We start from the raw sequence: 18101 nt of genomic DNA, 5'->3' as shown, positions 1-18101 counted from the left end.
GAACGCGGGCTCCGGGCGGTTCGGTCGGAAGGGCTCAGCCGGCGTCGGCCGCCGGGGTGGCGGGGGTGACGGGAGCCGCGGGTGCGGCGGCGGTGCCGGCCGCCCCCGGGCGCTGGCCGCGCTTGTTCAGCGAGGCCAGGTAGGCGTTGTACGCCTCCAGCTCGGCGTCGCCGCTGCGCTCCTCGGCGCGGTCGCGGCGACGGGCCTGCCGCTGTTCGGAGCCCATCCACTGGTAGACCAGGGCGATCAGCACGATCGCGGTCGGGATCTCGCCGAAGGCCCAGGTGATGCCGCCGGCCAGCTTCTGGTCCTCCAGCAGGTCCGTCCCGGGTGGTCCGCCCTGGACGGTGAAGGTGGAGACCAGCGGGTGGCTGGCCATCATCACCGCCACACCGAAGAAGGCGTGGAAGGGCATCCCCATGAACAGCTCGATGATCCGCATCACGTGGCCGGGGCGGTTCGGGCCCGGGTCCACGCCCATGATCGGCCAGAAGAAGGTCAGACCGGTCATGAGGAAGTGCACCATCATGAAGATGTGCCCGAGGCGGTACTGCATCAGGAAGTCGAACAGCGGGGTGAAGTAGACCCCGTACAGGCTCGCGATGAACATCGGGATGGTGAACGCCGGGTGCGAGATCACCCGGACGTAGCGGCTGTGCAGCAGCGCCACCAGCAGCTCGCGCGGACCGCGCGGGCGGCCCTTGCCCGCCGGGCGCAGCGCGCGCAGCGAGAGGGTGATCGGGGCGCCGAGCAGCAGCAGGAGCGGCGTCAGCATCGACAGCACCATGTGCTGGATCATGTGCGCGCTGAACAGCACCATGCCGTAGTCGTTCAGCCCCGAGCAGGTCACCAGCAGCAGGCTGGCGACGCCGGCCACCCAGCCGACCACCCGGCCGATCGGCCAGCGGTCGCCGCGTCGGTACAGCCGGACCACGCCGAACAGGTACAGCCCGAGCGCGACCAGGCCGCCGAGCAGGAACACCCAGTCCGGGGACCAGGTCCACACGTTGGAGAGGGTGAACGGGCCTAGTTGGGTCATCCCGCCGTGGTGGTGCATTCCTGACATTCCGTCGCCCATCGGCGGGTCCTGCTTTCCGTCCTCGTGGTCCCTGTGCGGGTCCGGTTCGCCCGTTTTGCTTGGCATACAGCCTAGGTGGGCCTTACCTCGGCCATACCGCCGCCCCCTCCGTACGGGTGGTCCCCGGCGGGGTGGGCGCTGGCTAGACTGACCGACCGGTCGGCAGGGAGGAGCCAGCCATGGCGGTGTCGCAGCGGCCCGCGGAAGCGGCCACGGTCGCGCTCACCGGGGCGACCGGCTTCATCGGCTCCGCCGTCCTGGCGGCCCTGACGGCGCGCGGCGTCCGGGTGCGGGCGCTGGTCCGCCGGGAGCCCCCCGCCCCCGGGGGAGGCGTCGACCGGATCCTGGGGGACGGCCTCGGAGAGGTCGACTGGATCCGCGGGGACCTCGCCGACCGGGCGGCGCTGGCAGGGCTATGCGAGGGCGCCGGGGTGCTGCTCCACCTGGCCTCCCTGGTCGGCGGCGGTGCCGAGGACTGCGAGGCCGTCAACGACCGGGGCACCGCGGCGGTGATGGCGGCGGCCGGCCGGGCCGGGGTGGGCCGGATCGTGCACCTGTCGACCACGGCGGTGTACGGCGAGGGCCCGCACAGCGGCATCGACGTGGACGGGGTGCCGCCCGCGCCGTTCTCCGAGGCCAGCCGCACCAGGCTGGTCGGCGAGCAGCACGCCCTGGCGGCCGGCGCCCTGGTGCTGCGCCCCGCGCTGGTCACCGGCGCGGGCGACCGCTGGGTGGTGCCCGGGCTGGCCGAGCTGGCCCGTCGCGTCCCGGCCCGCTGGGAGGGCGGCCGGGCCCGGCTCTCCCTGGTGGACCGTACGGACCTGGCCCGGCTGATCACCGCGCTCGCGCTGGACGCCCCCGCTCCGGCGGGCGTCCAGCACGCCGCCCACCCGACCCCGGTCCGCGCCGGAGAGCTGCTCGACGCTCTGGCCGCGCTCGGTCTGCTGCCCGTCCTGGACGGGCCGGCGCTGCCCTGGGCGGAGTGCCGCCGTCGCCTCGCCGCCACGCCGGGGCGGGTCTCCGAGCGCCAGTTCACCATGATCGCCCGCGACCACTGGTACCGCAGCGAGGAGATCTGGCGGCTCGCCGCCTGCCCGCCCGGGCCGGGCCCGCTCGCCCGCCTCACCGAGGCGGCGTCCTGGTACCGGACGGTGCTCGGGCGCGCCTAGCACCGTAGCCGTCGGGGCCGTACCCGCCCGGCGGCCGCCGCCGTCAGGGCCGTACCCGCCCGGCCCGGGCCGACAGGAACCGCTGCTCGGCCAGGCTCGCGGTGGCCCGTGCCGCCCGGCGGTAGTGGTCGTAGGCCCCGGCCCGGTCGCCGGCCCGCTCCAGCAGGTGCGCCCGGACGGACAGCAGCCGGTGGTGCCCGGCCATCCGCTGGTCGCCGTCCAGAGTGGCCAGCAGGGCGAGGCCGGCCTGCGGGCCGGCCAGCTCGGCGAGGGCGACGGCCCGGTTGAGGGTGACGATCGGGTTGGGCGCGATCCGTTCCAGGATCAGGTAGAGGGCGTGCACCTGCGCCCAGTCGGTCCCGGCGGCGGTGGTCGCGTCGGCGTGGGTGGCGGCGATGGCGGCCTGCAGCTGGTACGGGCCCAGCTCGGGGCCGGCCAGTGCGGCCTTGGCCAGCGCCGTGCCCTCGTTCAGCAGGGCGCCGTCCCAGCTCGTGCGGTCCTGTTCGGCCAGCGGCACCAGGTCGCCCGTCGCGGTGGTGCGGGCCGCGCGGCGGGCGTGGGTGAGCAGCATCAGCGCGAGCAGGCCGGTCACCTCGCCGTCCTCGGGGAGCTGGGCGTGCACCGTCCGGGTCAGCCGGATCGCCTCCCGGGCGAGGTCGGCGCGCTCCAGCTCGCCGCCCGAGGAGGCGGTGTAGCCCTCGTTGAAGATCAGGTAGAGCACGTGCAGGACGACCTGCAGCCGCTCCTGGCGTTCGGCGCCCTCGGGGAGGGTGAACGAGCTGCCGGCCGCCCTGATCCGCTGCTTGGCCCGGCTGATCCGGGCCGCCATGGTGGCCTCCGGCACCAGGAAGGCGCGGGCGATCTCGGCGGTGGTCAGGCCGCCGACCGCCCGTAGGGTGAGCGCGGTCTGCGAGGCCGCGGTCAGCGCCGGGTGGCAGCAGAGGAACAGCAGGAGCAGGGTGTCGTCGGTGTCCGGCACGTCCTCGGGGACCACCTCGGCGGCGGTGATCGCGCTCTCGCGCTCGCGGCGGGCGTGGTCGCTGCGGACCTGGTCCACCAGCCGCCGGGAGGCGACGGTCACCAGCCAGCCGCGCGGATTCTCCGGCACCCCTTCGTCCGGCCACTGGACGCTCGCGGCGAGGACGGCCTCCTGCACGGCGTCCTCGCAGCCCTCGAACCGGCCGTGCCGGCGTACCAACGTGCCGAGGACCTGCGGCGTGAGCTCACGCAGCAGGCCCTCGAAGTCCGGTGCTGTCATGCCTCCAAGTGTCCGTCGGAGAACATCACCTGACGCACTTCGACGCCCAGCCCCTCGATCGCGGCGTCCGGGATCTGCGCGGCGAGTTCGATCGCCCGCTCCCGGTTCTCGCAGTCGACCAGGTAGAAGCCGCCCAGGAACTCCTTGGCCTCCAGGAACGGGCCGTCGGTCACCACGGGCCGACCGCCCCGCACGGTGACCACCGCGGACTGGGACGGGTCGACCAGCGCCTGGGTGAGGATCAGCTCGCCGGAGGACTTCAGCGCCTCGATGAACCTGCCGTGCCCGGCGCCGATCGCCGCCTTCTCCTCGTCCGTCAGCGCGTCCAGCACGGCCGGGTTGATGTGCAGGCCGATCAGGAACTTCATCGCGTACTCCTCGTCGTGGGCGGGCCCCGGCTGGGCCCTTCGACCGTCGGTCGGAGCCGCCGCCGCCTTCTTGACATCCCTCGCCGAGAAATCTCCCACGAGTTTTCCGCCGTCGCACCGCTCACCGACGTCAAGAAGCCCCGGGCCGCTCCGACCACCCCGCGACAACGTTTCCGAGGAGAGGAGTCGCCGGGATGGACGTCACCCGGGCACGACTGGGACTGGCCGTCCTGATGCTGCCGACGCTGCTGGTCGCGATGGACGTGACGGCGCTGCTGCTCGCCCTGCCACGGCTGAGCGCCGACCTGGGCGCCGACGGCGTCCAGCAGCTGTGGATCAGCGACAGCTACGGACTGATGGTGGCCGGCCTGGTCATCACCATGGGCACGCTCGGCGACCGGATCGGCCGCCGACGCCTGCTGCTGACCGGTGCGGCGGCCTTCGCGGTGCTGTCGGTGGTCGCCGCCTTCGCGGTCGACCCGCTGATGCTGATCGTCGCGCGGGCCCTGCTCGGCGTCGCGGGCGCGACCCTGGCGCCGTCCACGCTCGCCCTGATCACCAACATGTTCCGGGACGGGCGGCAGCGCGGACAGGCCGTCGCCGTCTGGGCCACCTGCCAGTTCGCGGGCGGCGCGCTCGGGCCGGTGTTGGCCGGGTTCCTGCTCCAGCACTTCTGGTGGGGGTCGGTGTTCCTGGCCGCCGTCCCGGCGATGGCGGTGCTCCTGGTCGCCGGGCCGTTCCTGCTGCCGGAGTTCCGCAGCGAGGCGGCCGGGCGGCTGGACCCGGTCGGGGTCGGGCTGTCGCTGGTGGCGGTGCTGCTGGTGCTGTACGGCGTCAAGCAGCTGCCGGTCCAGGACGCGCCGCTGGTCCCGGCGCTGGCCCTGCTCGCCGGCACCGCCGTCGGGTACGCCTTCGTCCGGCGGCAGTTGGGGCAGCAGCGGCCGCTGCTGGACCTGCGACTGCTGCGCAGCCGCCCGTTCACGGCCGTGCTGGTCTCGCTGGTGCTCGCCGGGGTCGCGATGGCCGGCACCGGCCTGCTGGTGACCCAGTACCTGCAGAGCGTGCTGGGCCACTCGCCGTTCGCCTCCGCTGTGCTGTTCGCCCCGATGGGCCTGGGCGTGGCGGTCGGCACCATGGCCGCGCCGAGGCTGGCCCGCCGGATGGACGACACCACCGCGATCGCGGGCGGGCTGGCCTGTTCGGCGCTGGGCGGCCTGCTGCTGGTCGCCGCCGACGACGGCCAGGGCTCGCTGCCGCTGGTGATGACCGGCATCACGGTGCTCGCCCTGGGCACCGGACCGCTGTTCGCCCTGGGCACCGGGCTGGTCCTCGGCTCGGTGCCGCCGGAGCGGGCCGGCTCGGCGGCCTCGATGTCGGAGACCGGCAACTACTTCGGCGGCTCACTCGGCTTCGCGCTGCTCGGCACGGTGGCCGCCGCGGTCTACCGCGCCCGGGCCGGCGGCTCCGACTCGCTGGCGGGCACCGTCGAGGCCGCCCGGCACCTGCCCGCGGAGCAGGGCGCCGAACTGCTCCGCGGCGCCCGGGCGGCGTTCACCGCCGGGCTGCACGTCAACGGGCTGATCGCCGCGGCGCTGTTCGCCGGGCCGGCCGTGCTGACCCTGGCCATGCGCTCGGCGAAGCGGTCCGCGCCCGAGGAGTCGCTGCCGGACCACGAGGCGGTCCGGCGGTGAGGGCTTGAACCTGACACCGGTGTCAGCTCCTACCGTCGGTGTGCGACGAACGCGGTAATCACGAAGGGGGAACGAGAGATGAGCGAGCTGACCGGCAAGGTGGCCCTGGTGACCGGCGGCAGCCGGGGCATCGGTGCGGCGGTGGCCAAGCGGCTGGCGGCCGAGGGGGCGGCGGTGGCGCTGACCTACGTCCGGGCCGAGGAGCAGGCCCGGACGGTGGTCAAGGAGATCGAGGCGGCCGGCGGCCGGGCGGTGGCGATCCGGGCGGACCTGGTCGAGCCGGACGCCGCCGCGCGGGCGGTGGAGGAGACCGTCCGCGAGCTGGGCGGCATCGACATCCTGGTGAACAACGCGGGCTTCCTCACCTACGGCCCGCTCGCCGAGGTGTCGGTCGAGGAGCTCGACCGGGTGCTCGCCGTCGACATCCGCTCGGTGTTCCTGGCCGCCCAGGCGGCCGCCCGGCACATGGGTGAGGGCGGGCGGATCATCAGCATCGGCTCCTGCTTCAACGGGCGCGTCCCCGGTGCGAACTTCGTCCTCCAGGCGACCGCCAAGACCGCGCTGACCGGGCTGACCAAGGGCCTGGCCCGGGAGCTCGGCCCGCGCGGGATCACCGCCACCATCGTCGACCCGGGCCCGATCGACACCGACATGAACCCGGCCGACGGCGACTCCGCCGACTTCCAGCGTGGGCTCACCGCCCTGGACCGGTTCGGCGAGGCCGAGGACATCGCCGCCGCGGTGGCCTTCCTGGCCGGTCCCGGCGGACGCTACGTCACCGGCACCGCCCTCGCGGTGGACGGCGGCTACACCGCCTGAGCGCAGGGCCGGGGCGGGGCGGCGGCCCCGGTCGCCGCCCCGCACCCGGTCATGACCACGGTGTGATCCTCGGCAGCGTCGACTGCCGCGCCGTCTACGGGCAGGTCACCGCCGGTACCTGGTACGCCACCGGCAACCCGGCCGCCCACCGGCGCGCCCGGTTCGCCGCCGCCCCGGCCGACCCGGACGACGGGCCCGAGCCGCGCCGGCCGGCCGCCGAACGCGCGCCGGCCGAGTAGGGGCTACCGCTCGACGGTGATGAGCTGTCCGCTCGGGCCGAGCACGGTGCGGCGGTGGGCGAGGGCGGCGACCGAGCGGGCGTCCTCGCGGCCGCGGTACAGGCTGATCGCCGTCGAGCGGTGCGCGGCCGCCTCGCGGTCGCGGCCGTGCCGGGCGAGGAAACCGGCGTACTGGGCCTGGGCCTGGCTCAGCAGCATGTCGTCCCCGGTGTCGGCGCTCAGCCCGATCAGTTCGCTCCAGACGGCCTCGGCCTCGGCGGTGCGACCGAGGCCGTCGAGGGCCAGGGCCTCGAAGAGCATGGCGCCGCGCGCGAGTTGGGTGAGCGGCGCGTCGGCGAGCAGGAAGCGGCAGTGGCGGGCGCGGCGGAGCGTCTCCGGCATCGGCACCGAGCAGAGCTGGGCGACGCACATCCGGGTCAGGACGAAGGCCTCCAGCCAGTGGTCGCCCTCGGCGGTGGCGGCCGCCAGGGCCTGCTCGAAGCAGCGGTCGCCGAGCTCGGGCCGGCCGAGGTCGTGGTGGACGCCGGCGAGGATGGCGAGGGCGTGGACGCGCAGCGCCGGCTCGCCGCCGGGGCCGGGGACGAGGGCGCGTTCGAGGTGCGGCAGGGCCTGCTCGGGGCGGTTGAGTTGGGCCAGCACGATGCCCAGTTGGGTGTGCGCCCTGGCCGGGGCGGTGGGGTCGTCGGCCTGGGCGGCCACGGCCAGGCAGGTGGTCGCGCAGTCGAACCAGGCGCTCAGGCCGGTACAGGTGTGGTACCCGATCGCGTTGTTGGCCAGCCGCCAGGCGCGCTCGTGCTCGCCGAGACCGGTGAGGGTGCGGACCAGGGCGCGGATGGCCGGTGCCTCCGGAGCCCACCAGCTCAGCGCGCCGCGGATGTCGCGCAGCTCGGGCAGGGCGCGTGGGGTGGGGCCGAGCGGCGGGTACGGGATGCCGCTGTCGCCGAAGATCAGGGTGTTGGCCTCCCGGGTGGCGGCCAGGTAGTGGTCGGCCAGCCGGGCGGCGGCCGACTTCCGCTCGGCGAGCGGGACCTCGTCCTCCAGCAGCCGGCGACAGTACAGCCGGACCAGGTCGTGTGCCTGGTAGCGACCGGGCGTCGGCTCGGTGAGCAGGTGCAGGTCGGCGAGTTCGGCGAGCGCGCGGCGGCCGGTGGCGAGCGGGACGTCGAGGAGGGCCGCGGCGGTGCGGGCGCCGCTGTGCGGGCCCGCGTGCAGCGCGAGCAGGGGCAGCAGGCGGGCCGCCGTCGCGCTCAGCCGGCGGCGGCTCAGGGAGAGTTCGCGCTCGACGCCGAGCCGCTCGGACAGGCCGAGGGCGTCGAGGCGGGCCTGCTCGTCCTGCATCTCGGCGACCAGGTCGGCGGCCGTCCAGGCGGGGTGGGTGGTGAGCCGGGTGAGTGCGATGGTGAGGGCGAGCGGCAGCCGGTCGCACAGGTCGACCAGCCGGCGGGCGGCCTGCGGGTCGGCCAGGGCACGCTCGTCGCCCAGGTGGCGGCGCACGAGCTCGTGGGCCGCGTCGGGGGTGAACGCGCCGACGGGCACGTACCCGGCGCCCGGTTCGGCGGCCAGGTCGGGGAGGGCGTGTCGGCTGCACACCACCGTGAGCGCCGGGCCGTCCTCGGGGAGGAAGGGCAGCACGTCCCGGGCGCCGGTGGCGTTGTCGAGGACGACCAACAGCCTTAGGGCGCCGATCCGTTCGCGGAACCGGGCGGCGCGGCCGGTGGTGTCGGCGGGGATCTCGTGGTCGGCGGCGCCGAGGGCCCGGAGGAAGGCGTGCAGGACCTCGCCCGGGTCGGTCGGGCCGTCCGGGGAGAAGCCGCCCAGGTCCGCGTAGAGGTGGCCGTCAGGGAAGTGATCGGCCTGCCGCCGGGCCCAGTTGAGCACCAGGGTGGTCTTGCCGCTGCCGGCCGGTCCGGCGAGGACGGCCAGTCGGCGCGGCGATCCGGCGGTACCGGGGAGCAGGGCGTCGAGCTGCCGCTCCTCACGCGGGCGGGCGACGAAGTCGGCCGGCGGGCGGGGGAGCGCGCTGGGGGCGCTGGTGACCGAGGTGGCCGTGGTGACGGCGGTCGGGGCAGGGGCGGCGAGCGCGGGATCGGCGCGCAGGATCCGTTCGTACAGGTTCCGCAGGTCGGGGCCGGGGTCGACGCCCAACTCCTCGGCGAGGTGCGCACGCGCCTGGTGGTAGGCGGCGATCGCCTCGCCCTGGCGTCCGCCGCGGTAGAGGGCCAGCATCTGCAGCTCGCGGAGCCGCTCGTGCAGCGGGTGGCGGGCGACCAGCTCGGCGAGCGGGCCGACCAGCCGCTCGTGGCGGCCCAACTCCAGCCCCAGTTCGATGTGTTGCCGGGTGGCGCCGAGCACCAGCGCGGCCAGCCGGTCCCGCTGAGCCTGCGCGAACGGCCCGGGAACCCCACCGAGCGGGTCGCCCCCGGGGAGCGCGAGCGCCCGGTCGAGCAGCCGGTCGGCATGGGCCGACTGCCCTGAGGCCCGGGCGTGTTCGGCGGCACCGACGAGTTCCTCGAAGGCGTACAGGTCGACGGATTCCGGCGGAACCCGCAGCGTGATGCCGGTCGGCGCGGACACCAGCGGGCAGTCGGCCCCATCGGACTGCAGTACGCCGCGCAGGCGGGAGAGCAGCGCGCGCAGATTGGTCGCGGCCGAGGCCGGGGCCTCCTCGCCCCACACCGCGTCGAGCAGCTCGCCGCGGCGCACCGGACGCCCCGCGGTCAGCAGCAGAGCGGCGAGCACGGCCTGCTGCTGCGGGCGCCCGAGGTCCAGCGGCCGCCCCTCGCGCCACGCCCGTACGGGCCCCAGCACCGCGAACCGCCACAAGCCCCCACGGCCCGGTTCCGGAATCCCCACAAACACCCCATGACCAGCACAAACCCGGTTACTCGCGAGTCGCAGGCTACCCCAACGACGTGAACGCGACACGAGCGCGCGGGGCCGGCGAGGAGGGTGTACGCGGGTTGTACGCCGCCGGCAACGCCTCTTGTACGCCGGTGCTGGAAGGCTCGTCGGGGTCTCGGTCCGACGACGCACGGGCGATCTCGCAGGCCCGGCGCCCTGAACGGAAAGTCCCAACTTTGAACCTCAAGCGTCACACCAAGCGGGCGTTCGTCACGGGAGCGATGACGGCGGCCGTCATCGGCGGCCTGAGTGTCACCCAGGCCCAGGCGCACACCCAGGTGCGCCCGCACGGCGGCGGTGGCGGCAGCAGCACCACCGTCGAGTACGGCGGCGGCGCGACCCACACCGTCGATCCGCACCACGTCGGCACCCTCCACCTGACCGGCGACGATGGCTCGGGCGGTACCCAGCACGGGCACGGCGGCAGCAGCAGCCAGATGCACCAGCACGGGCCGAACGGCAGCAGCACCACCACGGGGCCGGGCAGCGGCTCCGAGGCGCACCAGCACGGCTCGCACGGCAGCAGCACGACCACCGAGCAGGGGAGCGGTTCCCAGACCCACCAGCACGGCTCCCACAACAGCTCCACCACTGAGCAGGGCAACGGCACCCAGACCCACCAGCACGGGTCCCAGGGCAGCAGCACCCAGACCGAGCACCCGGGCAGCAACACCCACGTCAACGAGCCCGGTCACAGCGGTCACACCGGCCACGGTGGTAGCGGTGGCGTGGGCGAGGCGGCTGGTGTCGGGGGCGCCATCGGGGCCGGTGAGGCCGGGGTCGGCGAGGCCGGAAGCGCGGGCGCGGGCGTGGGGGCCGGGATCGGCGCCGGAATCGCGGGCGGCGTGGTCTCCGGTATCGGCCACGGCGGGCACAACGGTCATGGTGGAGGCGGGACCCAGCACGGTGGTGGCTCCGCCACCCAGACCCAGCACGGGAACGGGGGTGGCTCCACCACGCAGACCCACCACGGCAACGGGGGTGGTGGCTCCGCCAACCAGACCCAGCACGGCAACGGCGGCGGTTCCACCACCGAGACCCAGCCCCTCTCCACCGGTCACACCACCGGTGGGGACACCCACTACTACGGCAACGGTGACGTCACCCATCAGGGCGACGGCAACGTCACCCACCACGGCAACGGCAACGTCACCCACAACGGCACCGGGAACGTGACCCACAACGGCACGGGCGACGTCACCCACAACGGCACCGGCCACGTGACGACCACCGGCCAGGGCAACGGCACCGTGACCCACAACGGCCGCGGCAACGTGAACGTCGGCAACAACAGCACCGGCGACGTGAACGGACACGTCACCCACAACGGCATGGGCAACGTCAGCGTCGGCGACAACAGCAGCGGCACGGTCAACGCCAACGTCGACCACCACGGCATGGGCCACGTCACTGCCGGGAACGCCGACCACGGCGCCGTGCAGAGCCAGACCAACGCCAACATCAACCACACCGGCGAGGGCCACGTCGCGGTCGGCAACAGCTGGAGCGGCACCTACCACGGCCACGTGACCGACGGCGTGCCCTGGCAGGGCAGCGTCAGCACCAACCAGGGCATCGTCCTCAGCAACACCACCCACAACACCCCGCCGAACACCAGCTACCAGCACAGCAACGGCGCGGTGAGCAGCGTTCCCGGCACCAACCCTGCCAGCGGCCCCGGCTTCTCCGGTGCCTCCACCGGCCCCATCGGCCACGACGCCGGTCAGATCGCCGACGCCATGGGCGCCGAGGACGCGGCCAAGGGCGCCGAGACCGCCGCGGCCGGCGGCTGACACACCGAACCATCACTCCTGCCGCCCGCCACGACACACCCCTGAGTCGTGGCGGGCGGCACCCTCCGCCACCTGCCATGCCGCACCGACAACCAGCCCTCCGGAGCCGCCCCATGACGACCCACGCCAAGCGCCGCCGTCCCGCCCGCTACGTCGTGCTCGCCGCCCTCGGCCTGCTGGCGGGCACCGCCTGCCTCGCCACCGTGCACGACCCGGCCCAGGCGACCACCGGCCACCCCGGCCCGACGCGATCGAGCGCCCCCACCCAGGGCAAGTGGATCAGCTTCACGGACAACCACCTGGTCTACGGCCACGACGCCCAGGGCAACCGCATCCCCGACTACTCCTACGCGGGTTACGGGGGCGGCGGCGTCCCGCTGCCGACGAACGTCCCGGTCAAGGCCACCGTCCCCGCCCCGAGCGGTCAGGACGACACCGCCGCCGTCCAGGCCGCGATCAACCAGGTGTCCGCCCTCCCGCCGGGCGCCGACGGCTTCCGCGGCGCGGTCCAACTCGGCCGCGGCACCTACCGGATCGCCGGCACGCTCACCATCACCGCCTCCGGCGTGGTGCTGCGCGGTGCCTCCGCCAACGCGGCCGACACGACGCTCGCGGCGAGCGGCGCCACCTCCCGGATACTGCTGACCGTCGGCGGCAGCTCGGCCTACACCGCGGTCGGTTCACCCCAGGCGGTGACCGACGACTACGTCCCGGTCGGCGGCCAGTCGCTCGACCTCGCCTCCGCGGCGGGGTTCAAGGTCGGCGACGAGATCGTGATCGAGCGCCCGACCACCCAGGCCTGGATCGACGCACTCGGCATGCAGAACGCCTGGCAGCCGAACTGGAGCCTGCGCTCGGAGCGTCGGATCACGGCGGTCAAGGGCAACACCATCACCTTCGACGCCCCGTTGACCACCGCGCTGGAGAAGCAGTACACCAACGCGACCGTCTACCACTACACCTTCCCGCGGATCGACCACGTCGGCCTGGAGAACCTCACCGCGGACGGCCAGGCGATGGCCGCCGACCCCGACTACGCCAAGGATTTCTACAATTCGGGCTTCGCCCAGTTCAACGCCGTCCAGGACGCCTGGGTCCGCAACGTCACCACCCGGCACTTCGGGGACTACGGGGTGGCCTTCCCGAGCGAGCAGAGCCGCCGGATCACCGAGGACCACGTCTCGGCGCTGGACATGCTGACCACCGACAGCTCGGCCCGCTCCTTCGGCTTCCTGCTCGGCGGCCAGCAGAACCTGATCCAGAACTGCGCGCTGACGGCCCCCAAGGTGCACGCCTTCGTGCCGTACAAGCGCACCTCGGGCCCGAACGTCTTCTCCAAGTGCACCGCCACTCAGACGGACGTCAGTTACGACGCCGGCGGTCACGAGCGTTGGGACAGCGGAACGCTCTACGACGAGGTGAACGTCCAGGGCAACCTGCTGATGGTCGACAACGGCGACCGCGGCTCCGGGCACGGCTGGTCGGACGCCAACGCCACCGCCTGGAACTGCACCACCCAGGGCATCGAGGTGCAGAACCCGCCCACCGCCCACAACTGGGCGATCGGCTGCGCCGGCACCGCCCTGGGCGGCACCGACGGGGAACTGCAGTCGCCGGGCAGGGCGGCGGCGCCCGCCAGCCTCTACGACCAGCAGCTCCAGGAGCGGACCGCCGCCGCCCACCAGTAGTCCGGGCTCAGCTGCGGTCGTGGTCCCCGGTCGCGCCGTCGGTGAGTTCGCGCAGGATGTCCATGTGCCCGGCGTGCCGGGCGGTCTCGGTGGTCATGTGGATCAGCACCCAGCGCAGCGACACCGTCCGGCCCGACCAGGAGGTGCCGAGGGAGTCCAGCTCCAGCCGGTCGATCGCCTCGTCGGCGGCGGCCCGGGCGCGGGCGTAGAAGGCCAGCACGTCCGCCGTCGACTCGTGCGGTTCGATCCGCAGGTCGGAGCTCTCGTCGGCGTCGAGGTCGAACGGCAGCGGGCCGGTCTCCAGGCCGAAGGTCTCGCGGAACCAGCCGAGTTCGGCGCCGCCGAGGTGCTTGACCAGCCCCAGCAGGTTCGTCCCCGAGGGCGTCAGCGGCCGGCGCAGCTGCTCGTCGTCCAGGCCCTCGACCTTCCACAGCACCGCGTCGCGGTGCCGGTCGAGGGCCGTGTGCAGGCTTTCCTTCTCACCGCCGGTGAACGGCACGATCTTGACCATGGCCGGGACCGTAGCAGGACCCCGACCCGCACGACGAACGGACGCCGAACCCCCGGAAAGTGCTGTTGTGTTGAATCTTGTGGGTTCCTGATAGGTGCAATATCGTATTGCACCCTCGCCCTGCCCCCCTCGCAGGGCCACTCACCCACTCGGGATGCCCCCACATGCGCAGAACTCCACATCGCGTCGTCGGCATACTCGCCGCCACCGCCCTCGCGGCCTCCGGCCTCAGTGCCGCGGCACTCGCCACCGCCACTCCGGCCGCCGCCCTCGGCAACGGCAACGCCCTGACCCCGCCCATGGGTTGGAACTCGTGGAACAGCATCGGTGCCTACGTCACCGAGGGCGAGATCAAGCAGACCATCGACTTCATGTCGGCCAACGGCCTGGTGCAGGCGGGCTACGACACCGTCACCGTCGACGACGGCTGGTCGATGCGCCACCGAGACGGCCAGAGCACGGACTTCGCCAAGACCGCCGACGGCGCCATGCAGCTCTACGACAACAACGGCAATCCGGTCAGCGGCACCGACGGAGGCGGGAACGACACCACCAGCGGCCACCTGCTCCCGGAGCCCAACCAGTTCCCCGCGCAGACCGTCGACGGCAGGACCGTCAACGGCATCCAGTACCTGGCCTGGTACGCCCACAGCAAGGGCATGAAGTTCGGCCTCTACGCCACCGACACCTACACCACCTGTCAGGGCCACCCCGGCAGCCTCGGCCACGAGAGCACCGACGCCGCCGACTTCGTCTCCTGGGGCGTCGACTTCGTCAAGTACGACGACTGCCCCTACGGCCCCACCATCTACGGTCCCGACGGCTACGCCTACTACCCGCAGGGCGAGGGCAGGGAGCTCACCCAGTCCATCTACGCCCGGACCCAGACCTTCCAGCGCGCCCTCGACGCGGCGACCGGCGCCGCCGGCAAGCCCAAGGTCACGCTCAGCCTGTCCGCGCAGCCCGCGCACACCGGCATCCCCTACCTGCTGAGCGCCGGCGACCCGGCCCGGACCGATCCGCTGATCACGGCCGCCGGCACCCCGCCGCACCAGGCGCCCGGCTACTCGCCCACCGGAATCTGGTGCGGCCAGGTCGCCAACATGTGCCGGATCGGCGGCGACCGGGACAGCGAGCTGGACGGCGTGCTCTACAACGGTCAGCTGCAGACCGCACTGAAGTACCCGGGCAACGTCCACCCCGGCAGCTGGAACGACCTGGACATGATGTTCGCCGGCTGGCAGGACCCGTACGGAGTCTGGGGCGTCACCGACACCTCCAAGGGCAACAAGCCCTTCACGGACGACGAGTCGCGCACCGAACTGTCCGTCCTGTCGATGATGGCGGCCCCGCTCATCTCCGGCGCCGACCTGCGCACCGCCGCCGACTCGCAGCACACCGCGAACGGCTACACCTGGTCCACCGGCATCAGCTCCTCCGCGCTGTCGCTCCTCAAGAACCGCGACATGATCGCCGTCGATCAGGACAGCCTCGCCAAGCCCGCCACCCTGGTCGGCAACCCGCCCTCCTCCCCGACCGCCCCCGTGGTCCTCAAGCGCCAGCTCGCCAACGGCGACATGGCGGTGGCGCTGATCAACCAGGACCCGAACAACTGGGCCATGATCAGCGCGAGCTTCGCCGACCTCGGCCTGACCGGCTCCGGCTACGGCTACCGGGAGCTGTGGACGGGCGCCACCGGCACCGCCACCGGCTCCGTCGGCGGCAACTGGATCCCCGCGCACGGCGTCGCGCTCTACCGGATCGCCGGCGCGGGCAGCGGCACGAGTGGTGGCAGCGGAGGCGGCCGGCCGGGCGTCGTCGGCGACGGCAAGTACCACGCGATCAGCGCGGGCGGCACCTCGGGCCAGGCGCTCGAAGTCCAGGGCGGCTGCTACGCGCCCGTCGGCGGCAACTCCGACATCAACGCCTACCAGAGCGGCAACGCCGCCCAGCAGTGGATGTTCACGCCCAACGCGGACGGCACCGTGACGATCACCGACAACTGCTACACGGCGGCCCAGACGCACACCGTGCTCGCCGGCGGCGGCGGGGTCGGCAGCGCCTACCTGCTCAATCCCACGCCCGGCAATCCCTGGCAGAAGTGGAAGGTCACCCAGAACAGCAGTGGCGCGCTCACCGTCACCAACGTCGGCAACGGCCTGACACTGGACGTCGCCGGCACCGCGGCGGGCTCCACGGGCATGACCAACCCGGCCAACCCGGCCGCCGCCGGTCAGAGCTGGACCGTCCTGTCCTGACAACGTTCGCGAACCGCCGCCGGGAGGCCACCCGCCTCCCGGCGGCGGTTCGCCTCTTCCGTCACGGCTCGCCCCGGTCGGCACGGCGAAGGGCCCCGGCCGGTCGATGTCGACCGGCCGGGGCCCGGGTGTCGCTACTCGTCGCCGCTCAGCCGCTCAGCCGCTCAGCCACTCAGCTCTGGGTGAAGCCCGTGAAATCGGCCTCGCCACTGGTGCCCGTGCTGTGCGAGGTGGTGAACAGCCCGACGTCCTGGAGGGCGGCCGCTCCCGGGACGGTGGCCTGGCCGACCTTCGTCCAGGTGCTCCCGTCGGTGGAGTAGTAGCCGGTGTAGGTCGAGCCGTCGCGCACCAGCTTCAGCCAGCTCGGATAGCTCGCGGATCCCGAACCCTGGTTCGCCGGGGCGCTGTTGGAGTCCAGCTTGCCGTCGCCGTCGCTGTCCCACTGAAGCACGTAGCCCTTGCCCGGCGCCTCGGCGAGGATGAGGTACCCGGTCGACCGGCCCGGCTCGGTGATGTCGTTGCGCACCATGATCCCGGCCTTGGCCCAGTCGCTGGTCGGCGCCTGCGCGGTGAGCTTCACGACCGTGGTGGAGCCGTCGTGTTCGGCGCCCGGCCGGTAGACGGCGCTGTACTCGTCGACGTCGTAGTAGAGGTCGGCGCCCGCGCCGTCGATGGCCAAGGTCCCGTCCTGCGCGCCGAAGACGGCGGTGGTGTCGGTGAAGGTCCGGTACGGCGCCTGCACGGGTGCGGCCAGGACGACCGGCGTGGGCGCGGCGACGCTCTGCGGGCCGCCCGGTCCGTGCGCGGTGGCGGTGCCGGTGAGGGTGGCCCGGGTGATCGGCGTCGGCAGCTTCGCCGGGACGGTCACGCGGAACGTGGCCTCCGCGTGGCCGCCGGCCGGCACGTGTCCGACCCGGGTCCCCGACAGGGGCGCGACCGTCCATCCGGCCGGGACGTCCAGTCCGAGCACGACGTCGTTCGCGGACTGGGCGCCGTTGTTGGTGAAGGCCGTGGTGACCGTGGCCGAGCCGCCCGGAGTGAGGTCGGGCACCTTGGTGTCGAGGACGAGGTCCGGGTGGTGCCCGCCCGGGTGGTCGGTCGGGGTGACCCGGTACATGACGGCGCCGTGGCCCGGCACGGTGGAGCTGATCGTCCCGGAGGTCTCGCCGTCGGTGTGCTCCCACAGGTCCCGCAGGAGGTACCCCTTGGCCTGCGGCAGGCCGACCGCGGCCGCGGTGGTCGAGATCACCGTGGGCTGGGTGTTCTCGTTGAACAGCGTGACGGCGACGCTGCCGTCGGCGAGCGGCTTGGCCAGGACGTCCAGGCCCGCGGCCATGCTCACCGGCCGTCCCTGCTTGCCGAGCCGGTCCTGGTCGACGGCGATGACCTCGGTGTTGCCGTAGATCGCGAGGGTGTCGGCGCTCGCCTTGCGCAGATCGGTGCCGGCGATCAACGGGGCCGCCATCTCCGACCAGAGCGAGAAGTGGGCGCGGTCCTCGGTCGCCGTCATGCCGTTGCCGACCTCCAGCATGTCCGGGTCGTTCCAGCCGCCCGGCCCCGCGGCGTCGGCGAGCTTGGCGTTCGCGTGGAAGATGTCCAGCATCCGGCCGAACGAGGCGTCGATGTCCCCCGTGGTGCGCCAGAGTTGGCCGACCGTGCCACCCCAGGTCCACACGCTGTCCAGGCCCCAGTTGCAGAGGCTGTAGACGATCGGGCGGCCGGCCTTCGCCAGGGCGTCGCCCATCGCGCGGTAGCGCTGCTGGGACGGTATGCCCTGGTTGTAGCAGTTGTCGTACTTGAGGTAGTCGACGCCCCAGGAGGCGAAGGAGCTCGCGTCCTGCTGCTCGTGGCCGAGGCTGCCGGGGAAGCCCGCACAGGTCAGTGTGCCGGCGCTCTCGTAGATGCCGAGCTTGAGGCCCTTGGCGTGCACGTAGGCGGCCACGCCGGTGATCCCGTGGGGGAATTTGACCGGGTCGGGGACGAGCCTCCCCTCGGCGTCGCGGGCCTTGCCCATCCAGCAGTCGTCGATGTTGACGTACTGGTAGCCCGCGGCCCGGAGGCCGGAGGAGACCAGCTTGTCGGCGGTCTGCTCGACCAGCTGCTCGTCGACGTCGCAGCCGAACGCGTTCCAGTCGTTCCAGCCCATCGGCGGGGTGGGGACCAGTACGGCGCCGGACGAGTCGGCGGCCGCGGCGGGGGTGCCGGCGAGGGGGACAGCGGCGAGCGGCACCGCTGCCAGCGAGGCCGCGAGTAACGCGGCCCACGTCTTGCGCATCGTGTCTCCTGGGTCCGGAGGGGGTTGCGGACGGTGGTGCAGGAACTGGCACC

Annotated in this window: 13 protein-coding genes; 7 read left to right on the top strand and 6 right to left on the bottom strand. The window is 73.4% G+C overall.

Going from position 1 to position 18101, the window contains the following annotated elements:
• Window positions 1–34 precede the first annotated feature (34 nt).
• Entirely contained in the window at window positions 35–1057 is a 1023-nt protein-coding gene (locus tag ACGF12_RS15535) for a cytochrome c oxidase assembly protein (protein ID WP_393029155.1), read from the bottom strand.
• A 200-nt stretch (window positions 1058–1257) separates the two neighbouring features.
• On the opposite strand from ACGF12_RS15535, the gene ACGF12_RS15530 reads away from it, so the two are divergent.
• Window positions 1258–2247 (top strand): NAD-dependent epimerase/dehydratase family protein, encoded by a 990-nt coding sequence (locus ACGF12_RS15530; RefSeq protein ID WP_393029113.1) that lies wholly within the window; start codon window positions 1258–1260, stop codon window positions 2245–2247.
• Window positions 2248–2290: 43 nt separating this feature from the next.
• On the opposite strand, the gene ACGF12_RS15525 is transcribed toward ACGF12_RS15530, so the two are convergent.
• Together ACGF12_RS15525 and ACGF12_RS15520 are read right to left on the bottom strand one after the other, a co-directional pair.
• A complete protein-coding gene (locus tag ACGF12_RS15525) occupies window positions 2291–3505 on the bottom strand; it encodes an RNA polymerase sigma factor (RefSeq protein ID WP_393029111.1) in 1215 nt (404 codons plus the stop codon).
• A complete protein-coding gene (locus ACGF12_RS15520) occupies window positions 3502–3873 on the bottom strand; it encodes a YciI family protein (RefSeq protein ID WP_393029108.1) in 372 nt (123 codons plus the stop codon). The genes ACGF12_RS15525 and ACGF12_RS15520 overlap by 4 nt, the downstream gene beginning before the upstream one ends.
• A 194-nt stretch (window positions 3874–4067) precedes the next feature.
• Here ACGF12_RS15520 and ACGF12_RS15515 point away from each other — a divergent pair, with 194 nt between their 5' ends.
• From ACGF12_RS15515 to ACGF12_RS15505, 3 genes are all read left to right on the top strand, one after another.
• Entirely contained in the window at window positions 4068–5564 is a 1497-nt protein-coding gene (locus ACGF12_RS15515) for an MFS transporter (protein WP_393029105.1), read from the top strand.
• 78 nt (window positions 5565–5642) lie between these two features.
• The gene (locus tag ACGF12_RS15510) at window positions 5643–6383 is read left to right on the top strand and encodes a 3-oxoacyl-ACP reductase family protein (RefSeq protein ID WP_393029102.1); all 741 of its coding nucleotides are present in this window, start codon (window positions 5643–5645) and stop codon (window positions 6381–6383) included.
• A 62-nt stretch (window positions 6384–6445) separates the two neighbouring features.
• Complete coding sequence (locus ACGF12_RS15505) at window positions 6446–6622, top strand: hypothetical protein (protein ID WP_393029100.1); 177 nt, start codon at window positions 6446–6448, stop codon at window positions 6620–6622.
• Between the two features lie 3 nt (window positions 6623–6625).
• On the opposite strand, the gene ACGF12_RS15500 is transcribed toward ACGF12_RS15505, so the two are convergent.
• Entirely contained in the window at window positions 6626–9430 is a 2805-nt protein-coding gene (locus ACGF12_RS15500; RefSeq protein WP_393029097.1) for a BTAD domain-containing putative transcriptional regulator, read from the bottom strand.
• Between the two features lie 269 nt (window positions 9431–9699).
• Between ACGF12_RS15500 and ACGF12_RS15495 the strand changes: the two genes are divergently transcribed.
• Window positions 9700–11316, top strand: a complete 1617-nt coding sequence (locus ACGF12_RS15495) for a hypothetical protein (RefSeq protein ID WP_393029094.1) — start codon at window positions 9700–9702, stop codon at window positions 11314–11316.
• Between the two features lie 113 nt (window positions 11317–11429).
• Entirely contained in the window at window positions 11430–13004 is a 1575-nt protein-coding gene (locus tag ACGF12_RS15490; RefSeq protein ID WP_393029092.1) for a peptidoglycan-binding protein, read from the top strand.
• Window positions 13005–13011: 7 nt separating this feature from the next.
• Here the strand turns inward: ACGF12_RS15490 and ACGF12_RS15485 are convergent, their stop codons facing one another.
• On the bottom strand, window positions 13012–13515 hold the full coding sequence (locus ACGF12_RS15485) for a DinB family protein (protein ID WP_393029091.1): 504 nt from the start codon (window positions 13513–13515) through the stop codon (window positions 13012–13014).
• A 164-nt stretch (window positions 13516–13679) separates the two neighbouring features.
• Between ACGF12_RS15485 and ACGF12_RS15480 the strand changes: the two genes are divergently transcribed.
• On the top strand, window positions 13680–15773 hold the full coding sequence (locus ACGF12_RS15480) for an alpha-galactosidase (protein ID WP_393029088.1): 2094 nt from the start codon (window positions 13680–13682) through the stop codon (window positions 15771–15773).
• Window positions 15774–15945: 172 nt separating this feature from the next.
• On the opposite strand, the gene ACGF12_RS15475 is transcribed toward ACGF12_RS15480, so the two are convergent.
• A complete protein-coding gene (locus tag ACGF12_RS15475) occupies window positions 15946–18048 on the bottom strand; it encodes an NEW3 domain-containing protein (RefSeq protein WP_393029086.1) in 2103 nt (700 codons plus the stop codon).
• Between the last annotated feature and the right edge of the window lie 53 nt (window positions 18049–18101).

Source organism: Kitasatospora sp. NPDC048296, assembly GCF_043201815.1.
Classification (GTDB): domain Bacteria; phylum Actinomycetota; class Actinomycetes; order Streptomycetales; family Streptomycetaceae; genus Kitasatospora.
Note: the sequence above shows the minus strand (reverse complement) of the source record. Positions and strands in the feature narration are given on the sequence as shown.

Bases quoted from the DNA above. Each gene is read 5' to 3' on its own strand.
- ACGF12_RS15535 (WP_393029155.1), bottom strand. From the start codon at position 1,057: ATGCACCACCACGGCGGGATGACCCAACTAGGCCCGTTCACCCTCTCC.
- ACGF12_RS15530 (WP_393029113.1), top strand. From the start codon at position 1,258: ATGGCGGTGTCGCAGCGGCCCGCGGAAGCGGCCACGGTCGCGCTCACC.
- ACGF12_RS15525 (WP_393029111.1), bottom strand. From the start codon at position 3,505: ATGACAGCACCGGACTTCGAGGGCCTGCTGCGTGAGCTCACGCCGCAG.
- ACGF12_RS15520 (WP_393029108.1), bottom strand. From the start codon at position 3,873: ATGAAGTTCCTGATCGGCCTGCACATCAACCCGGCCGTGCTGGACGCG.
- ACGF12_RS15515 (WP_393029105.1), top strand. From the start codon at position 4,068: ATGGACGTCACCCGGGCACGACTGGGACTGGCCGTCCTGATGCTGCCG.
- ACGF12_RS15510 (WP_393029102.1), top strand. From the start codon at position 5,643: ATGAGCGAGCTGACCGGCAAGGTGGCCCTGGTGACCGGCGGCAGCCGG.
- ACGF12_RS15490 (WP_393029092.1), top strand. From the start codon at position 11,430: ATGACGACCCACGCCAAGCGCCGCCGTCCCGCCCGCTACGTCGTGCTC.
- ACGF12_RS15485 (WP_393029091.1), bottom strand. From the start codon at position 13,515: ATGGTCAAGATCGTGCCGTTCACCGGCGGTGAGAAGGAAAGCCTGCAC.
- ACGF12_RS15480 (WP_393029088.1), top strand. From the start codon at position 13,680: ATGCGCAGAACTCCACATCGCGTCGTCGGCATACTCGCCGCCACCGCC.
- ACGF12_RS15475 (WP_393029086.1), bottom strand. From the start codon at position 18,048: ATGCGCAAGACGTGGGCCGCGTTACTCGCGGCCTCGCTGGCAGCGGTG.